Source organism: Companilactobacillus furfuricola (assembly GCF_003946325.1).
GTDB lineage: Bacteria > Bacillota > Bacilli > Lactobacillales > Lactobacillaceae > Companilactobacillus > Companilactobacillus furfuricola.
Window position 1 is genome coordinate 1 of sequence record NZ_RHNT01000027.1, and the last position, 19045, is coordinate 19045.

Below are 19045 nucleotides of genomic sequence, written 5' to 3' on the forward strand. Positions count from 1 at the left end.
TTATTTTTCCTACTCATTGTTATCGTCTCCCGGACTGATTATTGTTTTTCATCTGTCCGGTTAAAAAAATTGTAGCAGTCGGCAGCGTTCCAGTCCCATATAGCGCCCCGCCCCGGAACCGGCATTGAACGTAGCAACCAAACAACTACCTCCTCACCAAAACAACCAAACAAACTGACAGAACACAGCAAAGTAAAACGCTTCTGTCTGCCATAGCTCTCTTACACCAATAAAAAAAGGCCCCAGTCTGCAAAAAACACAAACCAGAACCACAAACTTAATACCGAGTCCAATTAATACCTTGATTACCCTCACGCATAGTATCCCCATCAATAACAAAAGAATCATTATTGCCAGGACCACTACCATCCTTAAAGTTAACATGCACAGTATCACCAGAAACCCGAGTAACAGTATAAGTACCACTCTTAATATCAGAACCGTCCCCATCATCACGATCATAAGTACCATCGTCATAAAAAGTAAACGTAGCATCGTTATCATCATTAGACCATTCACCAACAAGATCCGAACCAGAAACCGCATCGGAATCCGAATCATCATAATCAGAATCATCGTAGTCAGAATCATAGTCATCATCAGAATCAGCATCACGATAAATAATCTTAGTCTTAGTACTCTCTTTCTTCTTATCCTTCTTCACATTAACAGTCTTAAACTCAGGCTCGCCAGCCAAAGGCACAACAACCTTCTTAGAAGCCTTCTTACCGCCGCCATTAATCTGAACCGTATAAACACCAGGATATTGGTCATCGATAATATACTTACCGCCCTTATTAATAGCAGAAGCAGACTGACCATTCATCTTAATAGCAGGATTCTTAGCATTCGTACTGATCTTGATCTCTTGCTTCTTGACCTGGACCCGATATTTCGGATAAATACCTAAAAACTTACCAGTCTGGACGACCTCAAAATTAGTACTACTATCATCATCTGAAGCAGCTTTAACATCGCCATTGCTGTTTTGAATGATCTGCTTAATTTGGTCCTTATTATTACTATCTTGCAAATACAAAGCACTCAAAGGTTCCAAATCGCTAGATTTGAGTTGATTACCATTAGTATCAACAGCAACACTAGCCATTTTTGCAGTATCGCCACTACTCAAATTAGTCGCCAACATATCGACTTGGCGAGGGCGACTGTAATACTGCGTTCCTCCAAAATAAGCACCGACAATAATAATGATTAAGAACAAAATTGCCAGCAAGCCACGATGATGCTTCTTTTTCTTCTTAGGCTGTTTCGTAGCAACGTTATTAGCTTGATCTTGTTGTACTGATTGATTAGGATAAAATCCTTGTCCATCAGGATTATTTTGATTAAAATTATTAACCCCTGGTTGAGGTGATTGAGTAGTATTTTGTTGATCAGCAGAAGCTTGATCAGAAGCAGTATTTTGCGAAACTTCATCTGCTTTTTGATCGGTAGCTGACTGACTTGAAGCTTCAGTTTGAGCAGTTTCATGCTGCTCAGTAGATTTTGAAGTAGCCTCTGTAGCCTGCTTGTCATCTTGATCAGCAGTTTGGCTCATCGACTGAGCGTTAGCTTGCTTTTCCGGTGAAGCTGGATCATCTTTTGATGTCGCAGTATTAGATGCAGTGTCGTTTTTTAAATCTTCGTTATATTGTTTATTGAAATCAGCTAAATTATAGCCACAGTTAGGACAAAAAACGTCCCCTATTTGAACTTTTGTACCGCAATTTGGACAAAAGGTCGTATTTTCGCTCATAATATTATCCCCTTATTTATTATCGATCGGTTGATTCAAAACTTTGGTCAAAGCCTGGGCGATTTTATCGTGTCCTTTTTGATTAGGGTGCAATTTATCAGCTGGACGACCCCAGACGGATTCAGTGATCGATGCTGGTGTTCCCGCAACACTAGGGTCACCTTGCCAAATCTTAGCTAAATTAACGACTGGTAAGTTTCGACTTTTTCCCTCAGCTTTGAGAACTTTGTCAAAACGTAGGTCATTTTCACGATAAGGACCATCAGCCGGAGACCAGCTAGTCACCAAAATTATCTTGGCGTGCGTCTTAGCTTGCAATTGATCTAGAATTTGCTGGATCGAGCTGCGGTAATTTGGCAAGGCTTGCTCGTTATTGACGTCGGCAGCATCGTTTGTCCCAAATTCGACTGTTACGATATCAGGATCTTGATCGATAATAGTTTGAATATTTGGCAGACCAAAATTCGTCGCCGTCTTACCAACCATTGATGCACCTTTTTCTTCAACCTTTTTACCGGTAGCTTTTGAGATTTGTCTAGCAAATTGACTAGTGAAACGATCAGTTTGTGAGTTAGCCATCAGACCGACACTAAGTGAATCCCCTAAAGGTGAATAAACTAAAGTCTTCTTCGATGAAGCCTTTAATTCAGTCGCCAAAGTTTTAAAGCTTTTCTTAGTTTTCTTTGGTTTTTGCTTCTGCTCAGTTTTAGGTGAACTTTCCGTTTTTGGCTTTGATTGCGAACAACCGCTGGCAAAGACGAGAAAGAAGCCCAAACATAACCAAGTCATTAACCAAAGTTTTTTCTTTTTCCCCATAACAACTTCCAGTATGATTTTTTAAAAAATAACAATATTAGTATAACAAATATCATTTTATTTATCTTAAAGCTAACTATAATTCAATTCAATTTCTGAAAAAATATTTTTATATTGTCAGAGAGAAACTGATCGAAAGTGAATGGTAAAATTTTTAAAAGCAATTTTAAAGGGAGCTTATGACTTGTTTGCCCAGTTAAAGAAAGTAAAACTGTCATGACGATAAATCGCTATTTGATAGTCTTTAGCTGACTTTGAAAGCGATGCAAATTTTTGAATAATTATCTTAATAGTGTTACCATAATATAACTTAATTTTACGAGGTTACTATGACGAACAATGCTGAATTAGAACACTTAGATGAAAAAAGAATCGAACAACACCATCTTGATGAGGTCATCGAGATCGTTAAGAAAACGCAGCAACGTTTGCAAGAGCACATCGATATCGCTGAAAACGATCTTGAGGTGATCAATGATGCGTTTGACGATATTCACGTGGGAATGGACGGCGATGCGATTTCTTTTGATGCTGCACTTTCCATTCATCAGCAGCAACAAATGCTCGATGAGAGAAATAATAGTTGGCAACAAAATCGTCAACGGATGGATATTTTGAAACGTCTCGAGAAGACGCCTTACTTTGCTCGTCTAGATTTCCAAGAAAAAGGTGAACCTAAGAAAGAGACGATTTATATCGGCATGAGTTCTTTGACGGACGCCGACGATCATTTCTTGATCTACGATTGGCGAGCACCGATTTCTTCTATTTATTATGATGGTAATTTAGGTGAAGTTCATTATCAGTCACCCGATGGTGATCAAACTGTTGAGCTTTATTTAAAACGACAATTTTTGATCGAAAATGGTAAAATCACTTCTTATTTCGATACACAAGAAACCATTGGCGATCAAATGTTATTAGAAGTTTTGGATGAAAAGTCATCGACCCACATGAAGGGGATCGTCAAGACGATTCAAAAAGAACAAAACAAGATCATCCGAAATACTAAATCTAAGCTACTCTTCGTTCAAGGAGCTGCTGGATCAGGTAAGACTTCAGCTATTTTGCAACGGATCGCTTACTTGCTTTATCGTTATCGTGGTAATTTGACTTCGAGTCAAGTCGTGATGTTCTCGCCGAACATGCTTTTTAACGATTATATTAAAGATGTTCTTCCAGAGATGGGTGAGCAAAACATGGTCCAAATGACGTACAGTCAATACGTGGCCCGTCGTTTGCCTAATTTGAACGTTGAATCGCTTTCGGAAAAATTCGAACACGATGATAATCAAAAACGAAAACAGCTATCTAAGTTCGTCTCCGATAATGAATTTTTCAAGATCCTGACTAACTACAGTTCCTTATTGAATCAAAGCGGCATTAGTTTCCGTGACCTGAAATTTAAAGATAAAGTCTTTATTTCTAAGGAAAAAATTGCTGAAATCTATTACAGTTTTGGACCACAGTACAATCTGGGCAATCGTTTGGATGCAACGGTCGAACGCTTAGTTAAGATGCTTCATCGTAAGATCGGTGCTGAGATGCGGACTAAGTGGGTCGCTGAGCGGGTCGAGAATTTAAGCCAAGAAGAATTGCAAGATCTTTACCGTTCAGCTGATCAAGAGTTTAAAAATGGTGACCAGGAACAGAAGTTTTTAGCTCGTCAGATCGTCACGAAAATGATGCAAAAAGTTTATCGTCAGATCGTCCGCTTCCGCTTTATCAATGTCTCGGCTAACTATTTAAACTTTTTGAAGGCAGTGCCTAAGATCACTGATCTATCAGCTTTTGGTGTTACTGAAAAACAGTGGGATGACTACGTTTCAGAGTTTATCGAGGGGATGAATAACAAGCAGATCTCGATCAACAACATCACGCCATATTTATATTTGTATGACTTAGTTACTGGTAAGCACGGTGAATTGGATATGAAGTTTGTCTTTATCGATGAGATCCAAGACTACACGCCATTTCAGTTGTCATATTTGAAATTCAATTTCCCAAGAGCTCGTTATACAATGCTTGGTGATCTCAACCAATCGATCTTTACGAAGAAAAACAGTCAGACGTTACTTTCCGAGGTCCAAAAATTGTTTGATCCCGATGATACGAAAGTAGTCCAGTTGACGCATTCTTATCGTTCAACTAAACAGATCACTGATTATACGAAGTCAATCTTGACGAATGGACAAAAGATCGAGCCATTTAATCGAGATGGCGATCTACCAAATGTCATCATGGCTGATACTGTCGAGAATTCGATCCAGCAAGTTATGGGACAATTGCAGAAAAATGATGCCGACAATTTTACCACGGCCATCATCACGAAAACTTTGGAAGAAGCAGCAGCTGTCCAAAAGCAATTGTTGGCACAAGGTGTTAAAGTAACTTTGATCAAATCGGAAAATCAGCGTCTAGCTGCCGGAACGATCGTCTTACCATCTTATTTAGCCAAAGGACTGGAATTTGATTCCGTCATCGTTTGGGATGCATCGAAAGATAAATTTGATGAAGATGAGCAACAATTGATTTATACGATAACTTCCAGAGCAATGCACCGTTTGACGGTCACTGCTATTGGCGAGTTGTCTCAGTTGTTGCAAAGAGTACCAAAGAAGTATTATGTAGTAGAATAATATATTCAACATGGCTTGATACACTAAGCCGTGTTTTTTTATGAATGGAGAAATTAAATTGACTCAATCACCTTATTGGAATCGGATCGCCGACAAAGCTAAATCAGAGAACCGACCTTTTTTCAGCTTGGCACCAATGGAAGCAGTCACGAGCTCAGTCTTTCGGCGAGTAGTTGCTAAGGCGGCGGCTCCGGATGTTTTCTACACCGAGTTCACCAATGCCTTGAGCATTACGCACCCGATCGTCAAGAAAACGACCAAAGGCCGTCTTTACATCGATCCAAAGGAAAATCCTAAGCCAATAGTCCAGTTGTGGGGCAATAACAAAGAGGACTTTGAAAAAGCTGCCGTCGAGGTAAAACAGGATGGCTACGAAGCTATCGATATCAACATGGGCTGTCCAGATATTGCTGTGATCAAAAATCACAGTGGTAGTGACTTGATCCGCCACTTTGACACCGCCCAAGCAGTAATTGACGGAGCTCGTGCTACGGATCTCCCAGTAACTTTGAAAACACGTCTTGGATATAGTGAAGTGGATGAGTACAAAGAATGGATCCCCTTTTTACTAAAACAACACGCTCCAGTTTTGACGGTTCATTTGAGGACCAGAGAAGAAATGAGTAAAGTCCCAGCACACTACGAACTGATCGATGAATTAGTAAGAATGCGTGACGACATAGCTCCCGATACACTTTTACAAATAAATGGCGATATCATGGATTATCAAGCCGGGATAAAATTAGCCAACGAGCACCCAGGAGTGGACGGCATTATGATAGGAAGAGGTATCTTCACCAATCCTTTTGCCTTTGAAAAACAGAAGCAAGATCACTCTACAGAAGAACTACTAACGCTCTTCAAATATCAACTAGACCTTTATGACGAATTCGTCAGCAAAGGGATCCCAGGACACTTTGCCCCGCTACAAAGATTTTTCAAAATCTACGTAAGAGGCCTAAAACACGCAGCCGAGATCCGCAATGATTTAATGTCAACAAAAACAACAGACGAAGCCAGAGCAGTTATCGCAAAAATAGAAAATGGTGGATATCAATAATTGTATAAAAAAGCAACTGTTATTCAATCGGTTGCTTTTTATCTTGGATTCATAAGTTTAATATGTGAGAAATCCATATGCTTCCTAATTCGTTGCACTCTGTCATGTTGTTCTTCAGTAGTATATGTTTTGTTAATAATAGATAATACTGTCTTCATTCCATTCTCATTTTTTCGGATTATGTTTAATCGAGAAAAGCAGAAATGCTTTCAGGAACAAAGTTTTAAAATGTTAAATTAGGGCCTATCCAAAATCGTCGATCAGACTATTAAATTAACCACAAATGATGTTCATGTCAGCCACAATATTAAACAAAAGTTACGTTTACTATAAAAGTAAGCACCTAATATTTATAAATGTTAAAATAACATGTGAAAATAACAACAACATTTTTCTATTTTTTGAATTAACAGGGGGTTCATATTTTGAACATATTAATCACCGGGGGTGCCGGCTACATCGGATCGAATATTTATTTGTCGCTCTTCAACAACGGCTACCAGCCAATCATCGTGGATAATTTCTCCAACTCTGACACGCGAAGGATCGAGGAGCTTGAAACGTTGACTAAGCAGCACGTTAAATATTTCGAATGCGATATTCGTGATATCGACGCCATGGAAGAGATTTTGAAGTCTAATGACATCGTTGCTGTGATCGATGCTGCTGGCTATAAAGTCACATCTGAATCAGTCGCCAGTCCGTTGAAGTATTATAAGAACAATACTAATGGCGTGATCGATTTGTTGATCGCTATGCAACAAGCTAATGTTAAAAAGATCGTCTTCAGTTCTTCTGCTAGCGTATACGGCGATGCGAAGATTTTACCTGTTAATGAAGAATCAGAAACAATTCCCGTTAGCCCATACGGAACGACTAAATTGCAAAGTGAACAAGTTATTAAAGATCTTGTGATCGCTGATCCAGAGTGGAGCGCTATTTCTTTGCGTTACTTCAACCCGATCGGCATGGACAAGTCAGGTATGCTTGATGATTACAGCAATAATATGACAAATAACGTCTATGACTCGATCAGAGAAGTCTTAGATGGCAAAAGAGATCACCTGGATATTTTTGGAAATGACTACGATACCGTTGATGGAACGCCGGTCAGAGACTACATCCACATTACCGACTTAGCCGACGGTCACATTTCGGCGTTGAATCGAGTAATTGAAGCTAAGGATTCCTTCGAGATTTTTAATCTCGGTTGTGGAAACGGTGTCACAGTTCTTGAATTGAAGAAGATCTTCGAAGATCATACTAAAAAAGAGATCCCTTCAGTCTTCAAAGGCCGTCGGGCTGGGGATGCACCAGTTAGTTACGCCGATATTACTAAAGCTGAAAAGATTTTAGGCTGGAAACCGATCAGAACGCTGGCTGGTGAAGAGATGTCGATCGAATAAAGTTCTATTGAAACACAAAAATAGCAGAACAAACGAAATACGTTTGTCCTGCTATTTTTTTAAAACCATAATGGCAATAAGATCGCAGCCGCTGCCGTGCCATCGTAGCGCATTGCGCGGTGGGAGATCTGGTTGAACAATTCGACTGCTGCCTTGGGAAATTCTTTAGCATGTCCCATCTGATACAAGATCAGTTGCTTAGAAAGCCTGCTACTAGTTAGATCGACATCTTGTTTCTTCTCTAATTCTGTGGCTGCTTTCAAGATCAACTCACGCAGTTCTGGATATTGCTTTATTTCTACGTCAGAATAAGCAGCTGACAGTTGATCCATTAAGGTTTTGATTGATTTTTCGTTAGTCATAGTAAAGTCTTCTTTCGTTAACCTAAAACGGTCAAGATGACCATATTTAAACGTTTCGACAAGCTGATCAATTTGTCGTAAGTTGGATCGATCGAAGCTTCTTTGATCTTGGTTTTGAGTTGCTTTTGTTCAAAGGGCGTGAAGAAGATCTTCAAATCGTGATTGCCATACAAAGTTGACAGTACGGCAAAAGTGTCGGGCGAGATCCGGTCTTCATTTAAGATCTCGTCGCGCATATCCTTGACGATTTCTTTTTTTAGATGATAGTTCGGGATGTAATTGTTAGTTTTGTGGAGAAGTCCAGTAGTCGCCTTCGTCACATCAACTTTAGTCACTAAAGAATCACCGATTTGATTGTAAATATTGCGGGTGATCCGTTTTTTAGTTGCCATGGCACGAAGCACGTGGGTGATACTCTTACCTTGGTTTTTGTTGATGATTTGGAAAAAATCATTCAAATAAGCTTTGTCTTTTGGCAATAATTTGTTTATGATAACGCTATTGTCGGTTAGATCGATAATATCATTCAAGGCCAAGTCAAAAAAGGCGGCTTCAACTAAGAAAGCCCGCCGACGTGTATTTTTAAAAATGCGGACACTGCCTTTTTCGTTACAAGATAAAATAAAATACGTTTGTGGGATATTGAGTTCCATATGGTTCTCCTTTTAGTTGGACACTAACGTGTCGTGACCGGTGAGACATTCTTGGATCTTAGGCACCAACAATTTTTCCAATAGATCATAACCCGTACTCGAGAAGTGCAGACCGTCTCGTTGCAGCAATTCGTCTACGTTGTCGACTGCAGCCATCGCATGCAACAAATCAACGTATTGGACGTCTAATTGTTTACTAAGATGTTCAGTGACGAGCTCAAATTGGATCTGACGAGTCCAAGGGCGTCTGAGGTTTTTGTGCCAATCGGTATATGGTGGCGAGACTAATATTGCCTTGTCGCAGCCAACTTCGTTTAAAATATAAGTTAGATTGGATGCAAATTTTCCGGGTTTGACCTCTTCAAAAGTTGAAACGTCGTTGGCACCCAGCATAACTACGCAGACGTCTGGTTTAAGATTTGTAACTTTTTTCGTGACAGTTACAGCATCACTAGTTTTGTATCCGGGAACGGAAAGATTGAGTACTTTGTTAGATGGAAAATCGTCTTTAATGCGGTTTGTGAAATCGCTGCTGATCATGCCATCGTGATAACCTGCCATGATAGAGTCACCAAATAATACAATTCTTTTCATTTGATATAAGTTCCTCTATAAAAATGTTCTATACTATATATTAAGGATAACAGAAAAACGGGAAAAGTTAATTAACATTCAATAAGTAGGGCTGAAAATATGCAAGATTTATCAAATTACTACCAATTTTCTCGCGATGAATGGCAAAACTTCCACGGCGAGCATCATAATCAAGCAATTACTGATACTGAATTACGCAAAATCAAGTCATTAGACGATGAAATATCGATCGAAGACGTGAAGGTAATTTATGCGCCGATCCGTCATTTATTGCACGTGTATTTAAAGAACTATCGCAAATTAGTTAAACTCAAAAACGAGTTCATGGATATGAACAACAAGAAGATACCATTTATCATTGGTGTCTCTGGTTCGGTTGCCGTCGGCAAAAGTACCACGGCACGGTTGTTAAAGATCATGCTCGAGCGGGCTTATCCACAATACAATGTCGGTCAAATGACGACAGACGGTTTCTTGTATCCTAGCAAGGTCTTAAAGCAAAAAGGCTTGATGGACAAAAAGGGCTTTCCTGAGACTTACGATATGAAGAAACTGATCCAATTTTTAAGCGATGTCAAGACCAAGACGGGTCCGATCAAATATCCACTGTATTCGCACAATATTTACGACATCATTCCTGATAAGTATGAGGAAGTCAATGATCCGGATATCTTGATTGTCGAAGGTATCAACGTCTTGCAGCTGCCACAAAATACTAATATTTATGTCAGTGACTTTTTCGACTTCTCGATCTTTATCGATGCCGAAGCTAACGACATTGAGAAATGGTTTTTGAATCGGTTCGACACCTTGCTCGACATGTCAAAGGACGACCCAGATAGTTACTACTATCATTTTACTCAGATGCCACGGGAAAAAGCTAACCAGCTGGCAAAAGATGTTTGGGATCAGATCAATTATCCTAACTTGCAAGAATATATTGAACCCACTCGTAATCGGGCCAACTTAGTCCTTCACAAATCGGCCGAGCATCAGATCGATACGGTTTTTTTGCGTAAATATTAGAAAGTCAGCCCTTGAGGGTTGTACTGGAAACGATTTATCATATACAATAGTATAAATTTAAGAAAAGGGGATTGTGATTTGAGCAAAAAATGGCCAGATGCTGACGGTATCGTTGTTATCGACTACGGTAGTCAATACAATCAATTGATCACACGTCGGATTCGTGACTTCGGAATTTATTCTGAACTCATGCCTAACACGATCACTGCAGCTGACATTAAAGAAATCAATCCAAAGGGTATTATTTTATCAGGTGGACCTAATTCCGTTTATGATAAAGATGCTTTTACGATCGATCAAGACATTTACGAATTAGGCATTCCTATTTTAGGTATTTGTTATGGTATGCAACTAATGTCATACAACCTAGGTGGAAAAGTCGAATCAGCCGACAACCGTGAATATGGTAAAGCTGACATTGAAGTAACTGACGACTCAGCCAAATTATTCCAAGGTCTTCCTAAAGATCAATACGTTTGGATGTCACATGGTGACTTAGTACGTGAAGCACCAAAAGGTTTCAAAGTTACTGCTACAAGTAAGAATGCACCGATCTCATCGATCGCTAACGATGATAAGAAGATGTATGGTGTTCAATTCCATACCGAAGTTAGAAATACTGAATACGGACTAGATATTTTGAAGAAATTTGCTTTTGACGTTTGTGGCGCTCAAGCAAACTGGACAATGGAAGACTTCATTGATCAACAAATCGAAGAGATCCGTAAGACAGTCGGCGACAAGAAGGTCCTTCTAGGACTTTCCGGTGGTGTTGACTCATCAGTAGTTGGCGTTTTACTCCACAAAGCCATTGGTAAACAACTAACTAGTATCTTCGTTGATCACGGTTTACTCCGTAAAGGTGAAGCTGACCAAGTTATGGAAAGTTTGGAAGGCAAGTTTGGCTTGAACATCATCAAAGTCGACGCTCAAGACCGCTTCCTCAACAAACTAAAAGGCGTTTCTGACCCTGAAAAGAAACGTAAGATCATCGGTAACGAATTCATCCAAGTGTTCAACGACGAAGCTCAAAAGCTCGATGGAATCGAATTTTTAGCTCAAGGAACACTTTACACAGACGTTATCGAAAGTGGAACCAGCACAGCTCAAACCATCAAATCTCACCACAACGTTGGTGGACTCCCAGAAGACATGAACTTCAAGTTGATCGAACCACTACGTTCACTCTTCAAGGATGAAACACGTGAATTAGGTGAAAAACTAGGCATGCCACACGACCTAGTATGGAGACAACCATTCCCAGGCCCAGGTCTAGGAATCCGTGTCATCGGCGAAGTAACTGAAGACAAACTCCAAATCGTCCGCGATTCAGACTGGATCTTAAGAGACGAGATCAAGAAAGCCGGACTAGAAGAAAGCATCTGGCAATACTTCACAGTCCTACCAGGCATCCGTTCAGTAGGTGTCATGGGTGACGGAAGAACCTACGATTACACAGTCGGCATCCGTGCCGTAACATCGATCGACGGAATGACCGCTGACTTTGCTAAGATTCCTTGGGATGTATTGCAAAGCATCTCAGTTAGAATCGTAAATGAAGTGGATCATGTCAATCGTATAGTGTATGACATTACTTCTAAGCCGCCTTCAACTATTGAGTGGGAATAAAAATAATAATGAGAAAACACCAAAACTGCCATATTGCGGTTTAGGTGTTTTTTTTATCTGTATGATTTTGATAGAGTTTGCGAATAGATTTGTATATTTGTTGTTAAAGTAAATTTTATTTCAGTAATTTTAAAAAATTACTAGACACGATCCTGAAATATGGTATTATTAATTCATCGACAAAGTAATTTTAAAAAATTACAGGGAGAAAAACATGAAATTAAAAGATATCACTTCAATTAAAACGGGATTAAATAGTTCTAGAATGAATGACCCAACAATTAATTATTATTCTTCAAATGATATAGAATTTGATTTATCTCACATTGTGGATAGCAAAATTGTTAATGATGAAAAATATTCAGTCTTAGATGAATATCGTGCCAAACAAGGTAGTGTTGTTCAAAGTTTAATTTCTCAAGAAACAGCACAGATATCTGCTCATAATAGTGGAAAAATCTTAAATCAGAATTTTATTACCTTTGATTTTGATGATGAAAAATTAGATGCAAAATACCTTTGCTACTTACTTAATGAATCTGACGAGGTTAAACGGCAAAAATATGCTGTTTCACAAGGTAGCATTGTTCGAAAAGCAACTCCAGCAATGATCAAAGAATTCAAAGTTAATTTACCAGATATTCAATTACAAAAAGATATCGGACAAGTTTATGCCTTAACTTTGGAAAAACGTCGTATAGTAACTGAAAAATTGAATATTGAGGAACAACTTGTGTTTACAGAAATCAAACAACTATTGAAAAAAGGAAGATAATAATGACAGATAAATATGTTTGCTTTTGGGAAAAAATAGCATCAAATAGAACAGATGCTGAATCAAGTTTAATTGGGCGATATGCTTTAAAATTCATTTTCTTCAAATACATTAAAGAAAACAACTGTGAAGATAAATTGAATCTCGAAGAGAAGAATCTTTATGATTTTTTTACAGATCCTATTGAATCTAAGTTTCAAGAAGTGAAAGATTTCCCATATAATCAAATTGATTTTAAGAGTTTATCTATTATTGCAAATATGGTACTTAGTTTGGATTTCAACAATAACGATCTATCAATTTTGTATGATATATGTATAAGAAAAATTTCTGAAGCCATAGGGAAAAGAGGCGGAAATTTTCTTACTCCTAAAGAGATTTGCCAAATTATGTCTCAACTAGCAATTTCTGGGGGTATTAATAAGTCACAAGTTAAAATTAGTGATTCAGTGATGGGCTCAGGTCAATTATTAACTACCTTAAAAATGGATTTATCCGCGAATGCTGATTCAGAAATTGATTATTACGGTGAGGAACTAAACTTAGAATTTTATGATTATGCTCGTATGAGATTAATTATCAATGGTATCCCAGAATCTAATTTACATATTCATCAGGGAGATACGTTGACTGATGATCCTAATCCAAAGACGAAATATGATTATATTTTGGAAAATCCTCCATATTCCGTACATTGGGACGATTCTAATTCAGAATTGGCAAATGTGATCAAAGAAGAATATGGGGTTGTGCCTCCAAAGACTAAAGGTGATTTTGCATTTATTATTCAAGGACTAAACAAATTAGCTGACGATGGAACAATGGTTATTTCTTTGCCCCATGGGATTCTTTTTAGACACTCACGAGAGGAAACATTAAGAAAAGAATTAGTCAAAAGAAATTTAATCGATGCAATTATAAGTCTTCCAACTGGATTGTATGATACAAGTGCTATAGCTACAATGATAATGGTTCTAAAAAAAGATAGAGATAAGCAAGATATTCTTTTCATAGATGCCAGCGAAGGATACAAAAAAATCGGACATAAGAATGTTATTCAGCAAGGTGATATTAAAAAAATTGTAAATACATATGATAAGTTTGAAACAGTACCAAAGTATTCCTATGCAGCATCAGCTGAAGAAATTGAAGAAAATGATTATAATTTGAATATTTCAAGATATGTTGATACGTATGAAGAACCAAAGGAAATTGACATCGAACAAGCAAAGAAAGATATTGATGCGCTGAATAAACAAATCTCCATTAATCAAACGAAACTAAGTAAATTATTATCAAAAGTAGAAAATGAGGGGAAATAAATAATGGCCAGTAAATCTAAAGAATTAAATATCGAGGATAAATTGTGGCAAGCTGCTGATGAATTAAGAGGTAGCATGGATGCATCTGAATATAGAAATGTTGTTTTAGGACTCATATTTTTGAAGTATGTGTCTGATGCGTTTGAAGAAAAAAGAAAAGTAATATTAAAGTCTGATTATCCAGATGATGCTGAAGATCCTGATATGTATCTAGCTGATAATATCTTCTGGGTTCCAAAAAATGCAAGATGGGAAAAAATTCAATCCGTTGCAAAAACACCACAACTTGGTCAAGTTATTGATCAAGCTATGGAAGCAATTGAAAAGGAAAATAGTTCAATTAAAGGTGTATTGAGTAAAAATTATGAATCACCAGATTTGGACAAAACTAGACTTGGCGCGGTTGTCGATTTAATTTCTGATATTAATGTAGGCACAAAGGAATCAAAGGAAAAAGACGTCTTAGGTCGAGTTTATGAATACTTCTTGCAACAATTTGCCAGTAATGAGGGAAAACATGGTGGAGAATTCTATACTCCTAGATCAATTGTAAAAACATTAGTAGAAATGATTGAACCACATAAGGGAAGAATTTATGATCCTTGTTGTGGTTCTGGAGGGATGTTCGTTCAATCCGAAGAATTTGTTAAAGAACATCAAGGAGTTATCTCAGATTTATCTGTTTATGGCCAAGAATCCAATCCAACTACTTGGAAACTAGCAAAGATGAATCTTGCTATCAGAGGAATTGATAGTGATTTCGGTCCTCATCAAGCAGATACATTTACGAATGATTTACATAAAGGAATGAGATTCAATTATATTTTAGCTAATCCGCCTTTTAATATAAAAAAATGGGGTGGAGATAAGTTAAAGGATGATTCAAGATGGCAAAAATACGGCATTCCACCTGAAGGAAACGCAAATTATGCCTGGATTGAACATATTATCGGCAAATTGACCCCTGATGGAAAAGCTGGATTTGTATTGGCAAATGGTGCACTATCAACATCAAATAAAGATGAAATGGCAATTAGAAAAGCGATTATCGAAGATGACAAAATTGATGCCATAGTAGCTTTACCAGAAAAAATGTTTTATTCAGTAGGAATTCCAGTTTCATTATGGTTTGTTGACATGAACAAAGCTTCCAGTGATGAAAGAAAACGTAATGGAGAAACATTATTTATTGATGCCCGGGATCTTGGACAGATGGTAGATCGCACTCATAGAGAATTTTCCGATGAAGATATTAAAAAAATTGCAGATACTTATCATTCTTATCGAGGAACCAATGATTCAGAATATAAAGATGTGGCAGGATTCTGTAAAATTGCGTCAACAAAAGATATCGAGAAAAATGATTATGTTTTAACACCTGGACGATATGTTGGATTGGCAAAGCAAGAAGATGATGGGGAACCATATGAAGTAAAAATGGAACGATTAACAAAAGAACTTAAAGAACAATTTAATGAAAGCAACAAACTTCAAAAAGAAATAAAAGACGTACTTAAAGGAATGGGATATGAAATATAAGATTGAAGAAGTGTCCAGTTTTAATACTGCGACAATAAGTAAACATCATGAGGGGCCAATAAAATATATGGATACAAGTTCGGTAAACATTAATAAATTTGATGAACCAGAAAAGTATTCATCCTTGGATGAAGCACCAAGCCGAGCACGGAGAATGGCTGAGAGGAACGACATTGTTATTTCTACAGTTCGCCCTAATAAATGTCATTATGGCTTTATTGATAAAAAAAACTCTAATTATGTATATAGTACAGGTTTTGTCGTTATTCATCCCGATATTAATAAAGTGGATCCATATTACTTATATCTTGTATTATCATCAAATAATATAATTGCAAAATTACAAAAAATTGCTGAAGGTTCGACCTCAACATATCCGTCGTTTAAACCAAATGATTTGATGGAAATGGAATTTAATTTTCCTACTATTGAAATTCAACATAAGATATCTTTAAAAATCAGAGCTTTTGACAACAAAATACGAATCAATGAATTAATAAATGATAATTTACAAGCAATGATTAGACTCATTGCGGACAATTTGTTTTCTTATTTAAATAAAAATAACAAATTTAATATGGAATCATGGAAATTGACTAAACTCGCTGATATTTCTGATTTTAATAATGGATATTCGTATAAGGGAAAGGAACTATCCCATTCATCTATTGGGATGGCTACAATTAAAAATTTTAATAGAGATGGTAGTTTTAAAATTAAAGGTTTTAAAGAGATTGTTCCTTCAAAAGATATAAAGCCAACTCAAATAGTAAAACCCTTGGATATACTTGTTGCGCATACTGATCTAACTCAAAATGCAGATATAATAGGAAATGCAATGCCGGTTCTTTCTACAGGGAAATTTTCTAATACAATTTTCTCCATGGATTTAGTTAAGGTAAAACCAAAAAGAGGATATCCTTCTTCTGTAATTTCTGCTTTATTACAAACAAAGAGATTCAAACAGTTTTGTCTTGGGTATGTAAATGGCACGACAGTATTACATTTGAGTAAAAAGGCACTAAATAATTATTCAACCCCTTTTCCTACAAATATTAATGAATTGAATAGACTAGATAAGTTGTTTTCTTCCTTATATAGTCAAATGTGCAATTGCACTAGAGAAAATGAAATCCTTATTGAAATAAAAGAACAGTTAATACGGAATTTGTTTTTAAATACATTGAATTAAATTATCATTTAACCACATAGTATTCTCTCCAACGGCAGAGAAAAACAATAATTGAATCGCCGTTGTTTGATTCTCTAAGTTGGAGTATCTAATGAATACAGAATTAATTAACCTTGTTATACAAGAAATGCTACCAAATCTTGATAATGAGCAATTGTTTAAATTGAAAAATTGTTTAAATAAATATTTTTCAAATGTTGAAATAAAAAAATCAATCAGTATTCAAGAAGATTATAAGGCGGAGAACAGAAAATTGTTGCAGCTCTATTTTGAAGCAAAGAAAACAGAAGGATGTTCTGAAAAATCTCTCTCTTATTATCGAGCAACAATCAATATGATGATTTCTAATTTAGAAAAAAGTTTGCGAAGAATATCAACCGATGACCTGAGAAAGTATTTGATAGAGTATCAACAAGAAAAGAACTCTAGCAAAGTAACGATTGATAATATTCGACGAATCTTGTCCAGCTTGTTTTCTTGGTTAGAAGATGAGGATTACATTATAAAAAGTCCTGTTAGAAGGATTCACAAGATTAAGACATCTATAATTGTGAAACAAACATACAGTGACGACACATTAGAAGCGTTGAGGGATAATTGTCATAATTACAGAGATTTATCATTGATTGATATGCTGGCTTCAACTGGTATGCGTGTTGGTGAGCTGGTCCTTTTGAATAGGGAGGATATTGATTTTCAAGAACGCGAATGCATTGTGTTCGGTAAGGGAAATAAAGAAAGAATTGCTTACTTTGATGCAAGAACAAAATTGCATTTACAAAAGTACCTTTCTGGAAGAACTGATCAATCGGAAGCATTATTTGTTTCATTGAATAATCCACATCGTCGTTTGACGATTGGTGGGATTGAATCTCGGGTAAAACAGCTTGGATTGCAAATTGGTGAGGTAAAAGTTCATCCCCATAAGTTTAGACGGACTTTAGCAACAAATGCTATTGACAAAGGTATGCCGATAGAACAATTACAAAAATTATTGGGCCACAAAAGAATAGATACAACATTGCACTATGCAATGGTAAAACAACAAAATGTGAAACTAGCACATAGAAAATATGTGAGCTAAAAAAAGGAGACAAAATGGTTAATTTAGGTGATATTGCGATATTATCGAATGATTCTGTAGATGTGAATGTATTTGATTTTGATAACTATATTTCAACTGAGAATATGATTCCAAACAGGGGTGGAGTTGTTTTTTCTCATGACAAACATCCGAAAATTGGAAATACTGGAAAAATAAAATCGTATTTAAAAAACGATATTTTGATTTCTAACATACGTCCATACTTCAAGAAGATATGGAAATCTGATAGGGATGGCACAAGGTCTGGAGATGTCTTATCAATTAGACCAATTTCAAATAAGATTGATATTAATTATTTATATGTTTTATTGCAAAGTGACAATTTTTTTGAATACATGATGACTACCTCGAAAGGAACAAAAATGCCACGTGGGGATAAAAAAGCAATACTTAGTTATCCAATAAAGTTAGTAAACATTAATGAGCAAAAAAAGATAGGTAATCAAATATTGATGCTTGAAAAAAAGATGGAGATGAACAAAAAGATAAATGATAATTTATTTTGCTGTTCATTAAATTAATTGTTTGATTAAATTAAGTTTAATTGAATTTAAGGCTCGATTCTCCAAATAAATGTTATCTGTTAACGCCAAATAGTTACTAATATTCGTATCAATCCAGCTAACTGACGGTAGTGATATTGATAATTTTCTAAAATCAGTTTTATTAAACTTTTGCTGAGCTGATCCAGAGGTGATTGATTGAATCATTCTCTGACCCACAAAAGATTTAAAGAAAGAGTATAAATAGTCATTAACTTGTGGAACTTCAGAATGGATAAAAATTTCGTTATTTCCTACAACCATTGGAGTATTTAACATTGGTACTCTATGTACCGATCCAACATCCCCAACATTTGAAATTACAACATCGCCTTTTCGTAAATGAGATTTTTTTAAAAATGCGTATGTTTTTTTATCTACATATTTCAAATTCCCATGTATTCCGTTTTTAAAATCTATATTTCTTATGAAAAGTGAATAATTTGGTTGATCGAATATTTTGACATTTTCTTTTAGAGACTTGAAACTACCATTTGCAACATGATCGGAAACAGTCAAAGTTGGATCACCCAAAGATAGGTTTGTATTATTAATTTGCAAAAGATGATTTGAGAAATATTTTAAGTTACTTTCAATCATTTCAGTTAAATTATCATTTATCCACTCAA

At 36.5% G+C, this 19045-nt stretch carries 18 protein-coding genes; 11 read left to right on the forward strand and 7 right to left on the reverse strand.

Annotation, left to right across the window (positions count from 1 at the left end; genetic code table 11):
- Positions 1 to 38: 38 nt before the first annotated feature.
- The 3 genes from EKM78_RS13305 to EKM78_RS07940 all read right to left on the reverse strand — a co-directional run bounded on the left by EKM78_RS13305 (position 39) and on the right by EKM78_RS07940 (position 2572).
- A complete protein-coding gene (locus tag EKM78_RS13305; protein ID WP_281273616.1) occupies positions 39 to 173 on the reverse strand; it encodes a hypothetical protein in 135 nt (44 codons plus the stop codon).
- Between the two features lie 104 nt (positions 174 to 277).
- Positions 278 to 1756: a zinc ribbon domain-containing protein gene (locus tag EKM78_RS07935; RefSeq protein WP_125771103.1), complete on the reverse strand. Its 1479-nt coding sequence runs from the start codon at positions 1754 to 1756 to the stop codon at positions 278 to 280.
- A gap of 12 nt (positions 1757 to 1768) precedes the next feature.
- A complete protein-coding gene (locus EKM78_RS07940) occupies positions 1769 to 2572 on the reverse strand; it encodes an SGNH/GDSL hydrolase family protein (protein WP_125771105.1) in 804 nt (267 codons plus the stop codon).
- A gap of 329 nt (positions 2573 to 2901) precedes the next feature.
- Here EKM78_RS07940 and helD point away from each other — a divergent pair, with 329 nt between their 5' ends.
- The 3 genes from helD to galE all read left to right on the forward strand — a co-directional run bounded on the left by helD (position 2902) and on the right by galE (position 7677).
- Positions 2902 to 5211 carry an RNA polymerase recycling motor HelD gene (helD, locus tag EKM78_RS07945; RefSeq protein WP_125771107.1) on the forward strand — a complete coding sequence of 770 codons (2310 nt, stop codon included), beginning with the start codon at positions 2902 to 2904 and terminating at the stop codon, positions 5209 to 5211.
- Positions 5212 to 5269: 58 nt separating this feature from the next.
- Positions 5270 to 6271 carry a tRNA dihydrouridine synthase gene (locus tag EKM78_RS07950; protein ID WP_125771109.1) on the forward strand — a complete coding sequence of 334 codons (1002 nt, stop codon included), beginning with the start codon at positions 5270 to 5272 and terminating at the stop codon, positions 6269 to 6271.
- Positions 6272 to 6696: 425 nt separating this feature from the next.
- Positions 6697 to 7677: a UDP-glucose 4-epimerase GalE gene (gene galE, locus EKM78_RS07955; protein WP_125771111.1), complete on the forward strand. Its 981-nt coding sequence runs from the start codon at positions 6697 to 6699 to the stop codon at positions 7675 to 7677.
- A gap of 59 nt (positions 7678 to 7736) precedes the next feature.
- On the opposite strand, the gene EKM78_RS07960 is transcribed toward galE, so the two are convergent.
- Genes EKM78_RS07960 through EKM78_RS07970 form a run of 3 tightly spaced genes read right to left on the reverse strand, consistent with a single transcriptional unit; the run spans position 7737 to position 9286 of the window.
- Positions 7737 to 8039, reverse strand: coding sequence for a bacteriocin immunity protein (locus EKM78_RS07960; protein WP_125771113.1), 303 nt, complete (start codon positions 8037 to 8039; stop codon positions 7737 to 7739).
- Between the two features lie 17 nt (positions 8040 to 8056).
- A complete protein-coding gene (locus EKM78_RS07965) occupies positions 8057 to 8692 on the reverse strand; it encodes a GPP34 family phosphoprotein (protein ID WP_125771115.1) in 636 nt (211 codons plus the stop codon).
- 12 nt (positions 8693 to 8704) lie between these two features.
- Positions 8705 to 9286: an SGNH/GDSL hydrolase family protein gene (locus EKM78_RS07970; protein WP_125771117.1), complete on the reverse strand. Its 582-nt coding sequence runs from the start codon at positions 9284 to 9286 to the stop codon at positions 8705 to 8707.
- A gap of 99 nt (positions 9287 to 9385) precedes the next feature.
- On the opposite strand from EKM78_RS07970, the gene coaA reads away from it, so the two are divergent.
- The 8 genes from coaA to EKM78_RS08015 all read left to right on the forward strand — a co-directional run bounded on the left by coaA (position 9386) and on the right by EKM78_RS08015 (position 18395).
- A complete protein-coding gene (gene coaA / locus EKM78_RS07975) occupies positions 9386 to 10312 on the forward strand; it encodes a type I pantothenate kinase (RefSeq protein ID WP_125771119.1) in 927 nt (308 codons plus the stop codon).
- Positions 10313 to 10390: 78 nt separating this feature from the next.
- Positions 10391 to 11941 carry a glutamine-hydrolyzing GMP synthase gene (gene guaA / locus EKM78_RS07980; protein ID WP_125771122.1) on the forward strand — a complete coding sequence of 517 codons (1551 nt, stop codon included), beginning with the start codon at positions 10391 to 10393 and terminating at the stop codon, positions 11939 to 11941.
- A 214-nt stretch (positions 11942 to 12155) separates the two neighbouring features.
- The gene (locus tag EKM78_RS07985; protein WP_125771123.1) at positions 12156 to 12716 is read left to right on the forward strand and encodes a restriction endonuclease subunit S; all 561 of its coding nucleotides are present in this window, start codon (positions 12156 to 12158) and stop codon (positions 12714 to 12716) included.
- Positions 12717 to 12718: 2 nt separating this feature from the next.
- Complete coding sequence (locus tag EKM78_RS07990; RefSeq protein ID WP_125771125.1) at positions 12719 to 14038, forward strand: N-6 DNA methylase; 1320 nt, start codon at positions 12719 to 12721, stop codon at positions 14036 to 14038.
- Positions 14039 to 14041: 3 nt separating this feature from the next.
- Complete coding sequence (locus tag EKM78_RS07995; protein ID WP_125771127.1) at positions 14042 to 15577, forward strand: class I SAM-dependent DNA methyltransferase; 1536 nt, start codon at positions 14042 to 14044, stop codon at positions 15575 to 15577.
- On the forward strand, positions 15567 to 16769 hold the full coding sequence (locus tag EKM78_RS13105; RefSeq protein WP_245995000.1) for a restriction endonuclease subunit S: 1203 nt from the start codon (positions 15567 to 15569) through the stop codon (positions 16767 to 16769). The genes EKM78_RS07995 and EKM78_RS13105 overlap by 11 nt, the downstream gene beginning before the upstream one ends.
- Before the next feature lie 91 nt (positions 16770 to 16860).
- Positions 16861 to 17853 (forward strand): site-specific tyrosine recombinase/integron integrase, encoded by a 993-nt coding sequence (xerA, locus tag EKM78_RS08010; RefSeq protein WP_125771129.1) that lies wholly within the window; start codon positions 16861 to 16863, stop codon positions 17851 to 17853.
- A gap of 14 nt (positions 17854 to 17867) precedes the next feature.
- On the forward strand, positions 17868 to 18395 hold the full coding sequence (locus EKM78_RS08015) for a restriction endonuclease subunit S (protein ID WP_125771131.1): 528 nt from the start codon (positions 17868 to 17870) through the stop codon (positions 18393 to 18395).
- Here the strand turns inward: EKM78_RS08015 and EKM78_RS08020 are convergent.
- Complete coding sequence (locus EKM78_RS08020) at positions 18387 to 19016, reverse strand: restriction endonuclease subunit S (protein WP_125771133.1); 630 nt, start codon at positions 19014 to 19016, stop codon at positions 18387 to 18389. The genes EKM78_RS08015 and EKM78_RS08020 overlap by 9 nt on opposite strands.
- Positions 19017 to 19045: the final 29 nt, after the last annotated feature.